We start from the raw sequence: 6855 nt of genomic DNA, 5'->3' as shown, positions 1-6855 counted from the left end.
TTCCCATAAGATTTGCCTAAGAAGAATGCCGGCGATTTGTCTTCTTTAGAAAAGCAAAAACCTTCCACAATGCGGGAAGGTTTTTTCATTTTTTTATGCGTTGAGCCGCAAAAAAAAATCAATTTCTTTTCCTTAAGGCGGCAATCGCCAATGCAATTGTTCCAAAAAAAGCGGCAAATGTTGCGGGTTCGGGGACGGCTGCGTACATTACATAAAGGCCGTCGTCGCGGGAGTCAAACACAGCGTTTAAATCTCCATATTTATTGGCATGGTAGTCAGAGTCTGCAATTTCTGAAATGGATCCCCATTCAACGATTTTAACAAAGTTGTCCACTAGCAAGTCGAGATTTCCGGAAAGTATGAAATTTACCCCGTCGGAAAATCCTTTGTCGATAATCGTACCGTCGAGCTTTATCATGTCGGAGGTTGAGGTATTTACATTGAGCAAAATGTCTCCGCTTGTGTAATTTAAGTTATTCATCCAAAAGACTCCTTGTGTGGAGACGGATCCGGCAAGAATACCGAATTGTCCGCCCAACATATCCAAATCTCCATGGTTTACGTTGCTGTCTGTCGGAGCTCTGCCGGTAATTATAAGAGTTCCGCTGCGAACTTCGATTCCGCCTGTCCATGCTATTTTAGAGCCTGAAAAAGTTTGCGTCGCGGTTCCTTCCATAATGATTTTTGAGGATGCATATTGAGATCCTGAAAGCCAACCGGAAAAATTTTGGTCTTCAGAATTGCGCAAATGGAGAATCGGCGTCGATGCCACGGCTTCGCTTCCGATTGAAGTTGTGATTACCCCTTCGCCGGAAACTCCGTTGCAACTTATTACGGTTGTAGTTCCCGCCGGGGCTTTATCGGAGCGGTTTATTAAATATAAAGTGGGGTTTTTCCCCGCCATTTCGCCTGTACCCCTATGCATATTTATCACGCCGCCAATGTAGACAGCTGGATCGTAAGTGTCGTAAGTCGTGGTGGTTGTGCCCACATTTAATTTTAGCTGGCAGGTATTGTATAAATCTATATTGCCGTTAATTGTAAGAGTTTTTGGCCCGCCCCAACCGCTTACAGAGGAGTCTCTATCGGCTCCTATTGTGAGAATACTTGCGCCCGTTCCTACATAATCGGCAGTTCCAACCTGCAAATTTCCGCCTATCGTCAAGGTTGGCGCGGAAGATGGATTATTTGACGTGTAGCAAAAAAGAGTTTCCGAGGTATTTTCTTTTATAAAATCGCCGGCAATTTCAAATACGGAGTTTGATCCTTGCCGAACTTGGAAATATCCGTAATTGCTGTCTATTTTTAGGCTGTTTATTTTTATGTATAAATTACTGCCAAGATAAGCTCCGGCGTATCCAGTGAGATAATCTTTATCGAAGATAATATCGGAGGTTTCATTCGGAACTGTTCCAGACGACCAAGAGCCTGTTGAATCCCATGCCGAAGTATTTGAATCCGACAATGTTCCATCTCCAACCCAATAAACTGTTTCCGCTTTTGCCGAAAAAGCGCTTAGAGAAAGGATAATAATAGAAAAATTTTTTAAAACAGACAAATTTTTCATAAAAGATAAACGCAATTTTTAAGGGAAGTTTATTTGCGCAGATCAAAAAAGTAAAGTTTTTTTGATGATTAGTCTCTTATGAATCTGAATTTTCTATAAAAAAACCTTCGGAAAATTATAATAAATTCTACAAAAAAAGAGATTTTGCACGTTTTAACAATTTGACGCTTCTTCTGGAAGACGTAAAAAGAATATTTATTCTCAGACTGATTAACGGAATGAAAAATTTACAGACTGAAAACGATATTTAAAAGTCAATTATTTCCTTTTGCGGCAGCATGCGAGCCCCAAAGCCAACGCGCCAAAAATTGCGGCGATTTCTGCAGGTTCTGGAATTTCGGATGTTGCGTTAATCCACCATCCTCCGTTTGTGGTGTCTGCTATTAGATAGGCATTGGACTTAAAGTCATCTTCATCAAAGATAAATATGTCAGTTGCCAACATATTCCCCGCGCCGTCGTCTTCTAAATTAATATTTTCAAGGCTGTTTATTTTCAAAGTAAAATCGGTCAAATTTGATATGTTTATAGTATAAGCTCCCGAACCGGAATATAGTTCAATTTTCCCGATAGTGGAATTGTATCCATTGGTGGATAAGTTTAGTACGGATCCATCGTAAAATACTAGGCTTCCAAAATCATTGTTTGCGCCAAGATTTATTGTTGCGGTAGATGCGGCAAATGTATCCACGTAAGATTCGCCAACTTTGGGAGTGGAATAATCGACAATATAAAAAGTAGAATCTCCCTGTCCGCTGGCAGATCCGGTTTTTATGGCGTTTGACGAGTTAAGATTCATAACGACATAATTGTTCAAAAAAGCTGTTCCCGCGATATTGATAGCATTTTTTGCGGCATTGGATGTCACATTGCCGTTAAATAGAACTCTTGCTCTAGAATCAGTGGAAGTTGTAGTGAACGAAGCGGTTTCTCCAAACACCGTTGTTCCCGAAATTTTAGCTGCCATTCTTTCTGTTTGGTAGTTGCGGAAAGAGCTGATAACCATTGTTCCGTTTAACGTAGCATTGCTGAGATTTGCGCCTCCCGCGATGTTGTAAGTTGCACCGGCTGCCATTTCCATGCTACCTCCGCAAATCAAAAATCCCGAAGTTACATTTGCGCCGGAATTTAAAATTACTTTCCAATTGCCGTAATTTGCCTGCTTGTTTGCAAAATTAGCTGTTTTATTTATGGTGAGAGAAGATAGTCCTCCTTGTGTATTTCCAAGAAGATAAAAGGATCCTGTTGTGCAGGTGACGTTTACATCCCATACAATTTGTCCCATTTGGAATCGGGTTTCGTTTGTTCTCGATAAAACCAATTCTCCATCGCCGGTAATAGTAAGTTTGCTTAATGGGTCGCTTGCGGAAATGTAATAATACGGACCGCCATTGGAATTTTCTTTTGCATCGTAGCCAAATAGGGTTAAAGACGCTCCAGAATCAATAGCAATTGTTGTATCGGCCGCCGAACCTAATTGAATGCGGTCTGCGTATTGGTTGGAATCAACTTCTAAAGTTATTCCAGAGGACGCAAAAGAAAGATCTGTATAAGGATTGGAAGACGAGGTTATTGGGGCGGAAGCCTCGCTCCAAGTTGAATTTTCACTCCATTTCCCGCTGGAAACAACGTCTGCGTTCGCACACATTGCAGCAAAGAATATCAATGGAAGAGGCTTTAAAAAAAACAGTTTTTTCATAGTTTAAATTAAAAAAAAAGAGATTCCAAATACTTTTATAATAATTTCTTAAGCGGCGGGTAATAAAAGTCAAGATATTTCCATATTGCTATTCTGCAAATAAAAGCGTAAACCAATATCTGGTTTACGCTTAAAATATTCGATTTAATAGCGGTTTTTATTTGCGCTTGCGGCAAATTGCCAACACTAAAGCCAACGCGCCGAAAATTGCGGCAATTTCGGAAGGTTCCGGCACGAGCAAGTCGGCAACGAGAAAATCGTTTTCGATGCGGAAGTTGCCCCATTTCTGCTCTCCGTCGACAGTGTCTGAAGACGAAATTTTTGAGAAGTCGATTGTTCCGGCGTTTGTGACTTTTATTTTATTGTTATCGAAGTTTTCCAATACGAGAGACGCCAAGTTTTCTTCTTTCAGTCCCGATATGTCCGAGACTTCAAAGAGGACTCCGTCGGCAATAAACAGCGTCAGCGTTGCAGTTTTTTCCGGATTTGTGATGGTGGAGAAACTTAATCTGCTAAACGTGTTGTCGGCATTTACTTCTATGCGCACATCTCCTGCTGAAATATTTAGATAATAAGAACTTTGGGTGCCGGTTTCCGAGCCTCTAAAAGCGTTTGAAGCATTTAGTGTAAGGATTGCTTTAGGGCCTATTTCGCTCCATACACTTTGTTGTCCGTCTAGGTTCATACCTCCCGAATTATGGATGATTAGGGCGCCTTCATTTACCGTCATGTGGCCGCTTGCTATTTTTGAGTCGTTGTTAAATCCGTTTGTCACAACTTTGCCGCTTACATTCCAGTCTCCGCCAAAAATTGTCCACTGGCTGGACCCGCTTCTGTTTGTCACATTGTAGACGCCGTTTTTGCCTACGTTAATATTTATCATAGCGCCTTCGGAAAGAGTTGTGTTTAGAGTCCCATTTACGTAAATCGTCTGCTTTGTATTGTAAAGAAGGGTTGTAGGCGTAAATGAGGCGCCTTCGGCAACAGTAAATGTGGAATTTGCGGCATTTGCTTTTATGTTTATCGAACCTGCGGTAATTGCGGATTCCGAGCCGATTGTAAGGTTGCCGCCCGAAAAATTAAATGCGTTGCTTCCGACGTTTAAATTGCCGTTTATTGTTAAGCTTCCGGTTGTCATTGTGTAGTCGGAAGCTTTCATGACATTTACTTGACCGTCAATTATAAGGTTTGCATTTGAGTTTTTAATTGAAACGTTGTTTGCCGTCATGGATCCTGTTGAGGCAACAGTCATGGTGACTCCCCCGATAGATCCGTCCAGATATATGTCTTTGTAAGCATCGCCATCTTTTGCGATAATAGAGCCGGCTACGTTATAATACACGCCTCCGTTTTCTATTATTCCTCCGTTAGTTCCGTAAAAACATATATTTCTGTCAGAGAGAACTTGTAGATTTTGTCCAAAACTTATTGTTCTATTTAAAACTTTTCCTTTATTTGAGAAATTAAAGCTTACCGAACCGTTTTCATTTAGGGAATTTGTAAGTTTTAATTGCGAGCCTTCTATTCCGTCAAAACCCAATAATGCCTCATCGCTGGTTGCATTGTCGCCGCTAAGCAGATTTACTATGCCTGCATCGGAATCTGAAGACGCTGCGTCAATGGTTAAAGTTGTCGCTTTTGTCCCGTCTAGATTGGATAATTGAAAAACAGTTGATCCCGCCGTGAAATTAGAATTTATCTTAGCAATTGTCGCATCGATATCTACATAAAATTTGAAAGGATTGGACGGAGTTGCCTGGTTGTAATAGGCTGCGGTCCCGCCGGAATAACGGCTGCGGCGGATTTGGCAATAGCCGGACACGAAGTCGAAGTCTTTGAAGCTTTGCATTTGCCGGGCGGCGTATTGATGTACGGCATACCGCAATTTAGACTTCCAAAAGAAATAGTCGCCCACGAAGTAGAGCAATTGAAAAAGCTGGGCGTAAAAATACATTTAAATTATCTGATAGGCAAATTGGAAAGTGTCGACCAATTAATGAGGGAAGGGTTCGACGCTGTGTTTATAGGTTCAGGCGCCGGCTTGCCTATGTTCCTTGGAATTCCCGGTGAAAATAGCGTGGGAGTGTTTTCTGCCAACGAGTTCTTGACCCGCTTTAATTTGATGAAGGCTTACGACTTCCCGAACCATGCAACTACTCCCATACATGCAAAGCATATAATCACTGTAGGGGGCGGAAATGTCGCAATGGATTCCTCGCGGACGGCACTGCGCATAGGGGCGAAATCTACGCTCGTTTACCGCCGCGCGCGCGAACAGATGCCTGCCCGAAAAGAGGAAGTGCATCATGCCGAGCAGGAAGGTGTAAATTTGCAGCTATTAACGAATCCCAAACGCGTGATAGCCGACGAGAACGGGAAGGTGGTTGCGTTGGAATGCGTTAAAATGGAGTTGGGTGAACCCGATGAATCGGGTCGCCGCAGCGTGACTGAAATTCCCGGAAGCGAATTTCAAATACCTTGCGACGCAATTGTGGTGTCAATTGGCAACCGTCCAAACCCGCTCATCCCCATGACATGCAAGTCTCTTTCAACCACGCGCAAAGGCACGTTGGAAGTTGATCCCGAAACTTTGCAGACTTCAATGGCGGGTGTTTTTGCCGGAGGCGATGTCGTAAGCGGAGCGGCCACGGTAATAAGCGCGATGGGGCAGGCTAAAAAAGCGGCGGCTAATATCAATAAGTATTTGAGAGGCGAACCCTTGAAAGATGAAGCCGCGCCTTCTGCTCTCTAATGACGACGGCATTACGTCGCCGTTTTTGCCGATTTTCTCAAAAGCGCTTTCGCAAGTTGCCGATGTGGAGATCGTTGTTCCTGCCAGCGAGCAAAGTTGGATTGGAAGGGCTTATAGCCGCCATTCCGAACTGGCCGTAAAGGAAATAGACAATTTTGGAGTTCCTTGCAGGACAGTTTCAGGAACGCCTTCGGATTGCGTGAACATAGCTCTTGCCCACTTGTGCAAGACGCCTCCAGATGCCGTTGTTTCCGGGCTTAACATAGGGCAAAATACCGCATATCCTCTTCTTTGGAGTAGCGGTACTTTTGCAGCCGCTGCGGAAGGGGCGGGCTGGGGTTTCCCGGCGTTTGCATTTTCAATGCGTTTAGAAAAACGTTTTTACGAGCAGTGCCGCTTGCGCCATGTGATAGATTCTTGCGAGCTTCAAAAGAATGTGGAGGAGGCGTCGGAACATGCTGCGGAATTTGTCATTGAAATGTTGGCAAAGCGGGATAATCTGGACGGAAAGGTCGTGAACGTAAACTATCCGGTTAGATATAGCAGATCTGCAGCTTTTGAAAAATCTATCCCGGCAAACGCAAAGATGGCGTCGCTTTATGTAAAAAATGAGCGCGGCGGATACGACTTTGCATATGCCATAGGCGAGACTTCTTCGCCGACGGGCGATGTCACTGATATTGAGTGTCTTGATAAAGGGAAAGCGACATATAGTCTAATTCCCATAAGATTTGCCTAAGAAGAATGCCGGCGATTTGTCTTCTTTAGAAAAGCAAAAACCTTCCACAATGCGGGAAGGTTTTTTCATTTTTTTATGCGTTGAGCCGCAAAAAAAAAT

General features: G+C 43.2%; 5 protein-coding genes. 2 read left to right on the top strand and 3 right to left on the bottom strand.

The features are described 5' to 3' along the window. Window positions 1-118: 118 nt before the first annotated feature. From ACMN7X_RS13290 to ACMN7X_RS13280, 3 genes are all read right to left on the bottom strand, one after another. Window positions 119-1567 (bottom strand): hypothetical protein, encoded by a 1449-nt coding sequence (locus ACMN7X_RS13290; protein WP_418747943.1) that lies wholly within the window; start codon window positions 1565-1567, stop codon window positions 119-121. A gap of 258 nt (window positions 1568-1825) precedes the next feature. Beyond that, entirely contained in the window at window positions 1826-3265 is a 1440-nt protein-coding gene (locus tag ACMN7X_RS13285) for a hypothetical protein (RefSeq protein WP_418747942.1), read from the bottom strand. A gap of 157 nt (window positions 3266-3422) precedes the next feature. Then, on the bottom strand, window positions 3423-5150 hold the full coding sequence (locus ACMN7X_RS13280; protein WP_418747944.1) for a hypothetical protein: 1728 nt from the start codon (window positions 5148-5150) through the stop codon (window positions 3423-3425). On the opposite strand from ACMN7X_RS13280, the gene ACMN7X_RS13275 reads away from it, so the two are divergent. Next, window positions 5070-6017 carry an FAD-dependent oxidoreductase gene (locus ACMN7X_RS13275; RefSeq protein WP_418747941.1) on the top strand — a complete coding sequence of 316 codons (948 nt, stop codon included), beginning with the start codon at window positions 5070-5072 and terminating at the stop codon, window positions 6015-6017. The two genes, ACMN7X_RS13280 and ACMN7X_RS13275, sit on opposite strands and share 81 nt — an antisense overlap. Then, window positions 5992-6756 carry a 5'/3'-nucleotidase SurE gene (surE, locus tag ACMN7X_RS13270; RefSeq protein ID WP_418747940.1) on the top strand — a complete coding sequence of 255 codons (765 nt, stop codon included), beginning with the start codon at window positions 5992-5994 and terminating at the stop codon, window positions 6754-6756. Before ACMN7X_RS13275 ends, surE begins: the two co-directional genes overlap by 26 nt. Window positions 6757-6855 lie beyond the last annotated feature (99 nt).

Source organism: Frisingicoccus sp. (assembly GCF_048388605.1).
GTDB lineage: Bacteria > Bacillota > Clostridia > Lachnospirales > Lachnospiraceae > Frisingicoccus.
The sequence above is the reverse complement of the archived record's forward strand: the minus strand, read 5'-3'. Positions and strand labels throughout refer to the sequence as shown.

Coding starts and splice junctions, on each gene's coding strand:
- ACMN7X_RS13290 (WP_418747943.1), bottom strand. CDS start 1,567: ATGAAAAATTTGTCTGTTTTAAAAAATTTTTCTATTATTATCCTTTCT.
- ACMN7X_RS13285 (WP_418747942.1), bottom strand. CDS start 3,265: ATGAAAAAACTGTTTTTTTTAAAGCCTCTTCCATTGATATTCTTTGCT.
- surE (WP_418747940.1), top strand. CDS start 5,992: ATGAAGCCGCGCCTTCTGCTCTCTAATGACGACGGCATTACGTCGCCG.